Source organism: Kitasatospora sp. NPDC097643 (assembly GCF_040302625.1).
Classification (GTDB): domain Bacteria; phylum Actinomycetota; class Actinomycetes; order Streptomycetales; family Streptomycetaceae; genus Kitasatospora.
The window spans coordinates 1-1,086 of record NZ_JBEOSA010000184.1 but is presented as its reverse complement, the minus strand read 5'-3'; the positions used below and the strand labels follow the sequence as shown (position 1 = coordinate 1,086).

Genomic DNA, 1,086 nt, shown 5'->3' with positions numbered 1-1,086 from the left:
TGGTCCTCACCGCCCGTACCGGCCAGCACCCCGGCCAGCCGGTCCAGGGCCCGGTCGTCCAGCAGCTCCGGCAGGTCGACCAGGCCACCCCAGCGCTGCGGGTGCTCCAGCGCGGCGACCCGGCCGAAGCCCCAGACCAGGGACTGCACGGGCGCGGCCAAACATTCGGCCCGGTTGGCCGCGACGGCGCCGCGGGTGGCCGTCCACAGCGGTGCCTCGATCCCGGCGTCGCCGAGCGCCTGCACCAGCGCGGCCGTCCCGGCGAGCCCGAGCGGCAGGCCCGGGTGCTCGGCGTGCGGCCGCCCGTCCATGGCCGGGAGCCAGAGCAGGCCGGACAGGCCGGCCGTGTCGCCGAGCTCCTTGCGCAGCCGCTCGGCCAGCGGCTCGCGGTCGAGGTCGGCGGCCGGGAGGGTGAGCGTGCGGGCCTCCGAGCCGCGCCGGGCGAGACCGCGGGCGAGGTCGTCGGCGCGGTCCCGGTCGTCCTCCGTCGCGATGACCGCCCAGGTGCCGGAGAGCAGCGGTGCGGGCAGATCGGTGAGGGGCTGCCAGGTGATGCGGTAGCGCCAGCCGTCCACGGTCGACTGCTCGCGGCGTTCGCGCCGCCAGGTCGACAGGGCGGGCAGGACGGCGCTCAGCGGCGCGTCGGCGTCCAGGTCGAGCGAGCCGGCGAGCGTCTCCAGGTCCTGGCGCTCGACGGCCTCCCAGAAGGCGGTGTCCACCGGGTCCGCGCCGACCGTTCCGGCGCCGTTCTCCGGGCGGGCCGGCTCGGGCCAGAACCGGCGGTGCTGGAAGGCGTAGGTGGGCAGTTCGAGCGGCGGGACGGCGGTGACGCCGGTGAAGACGGCGGCCCGCCAGTCGACGGCCACGCCGCGCACCCACGCCTCGGCCAGCGAGGCCAGCAGTCGGCGCGGGCCGCCCTCGCCGCGGCGGAGCGTGCCGAACGCAACGGCATCGCGTTCGGCCGCCTCGATGCTCTCCTGGAGTGCCATCACCAGCACCGGATGCGCACTGACCTCCACGAACGTGCCGTAGCCGTCGGCGAGGAGGGCGTCCACCGCCTCGGCGAAGCGGACGGTGGTACGGAGG

At 76.9% G+C, this 1,086-nt stretch carries 1 protein-coding gene; it reads right to left on the bottom strand.

Translation table 11 applies throughout. The features are described 5' to 3' along the window. Window positions 1–1,086, bottom strand: a 1,086-nt coding sequence (locus ABTY15_RS39740; RefSeq protein ID WP_350607722.1) for an acyltransferase domain-containing protein, incomplete at both ends; no start/stop codon positions are given.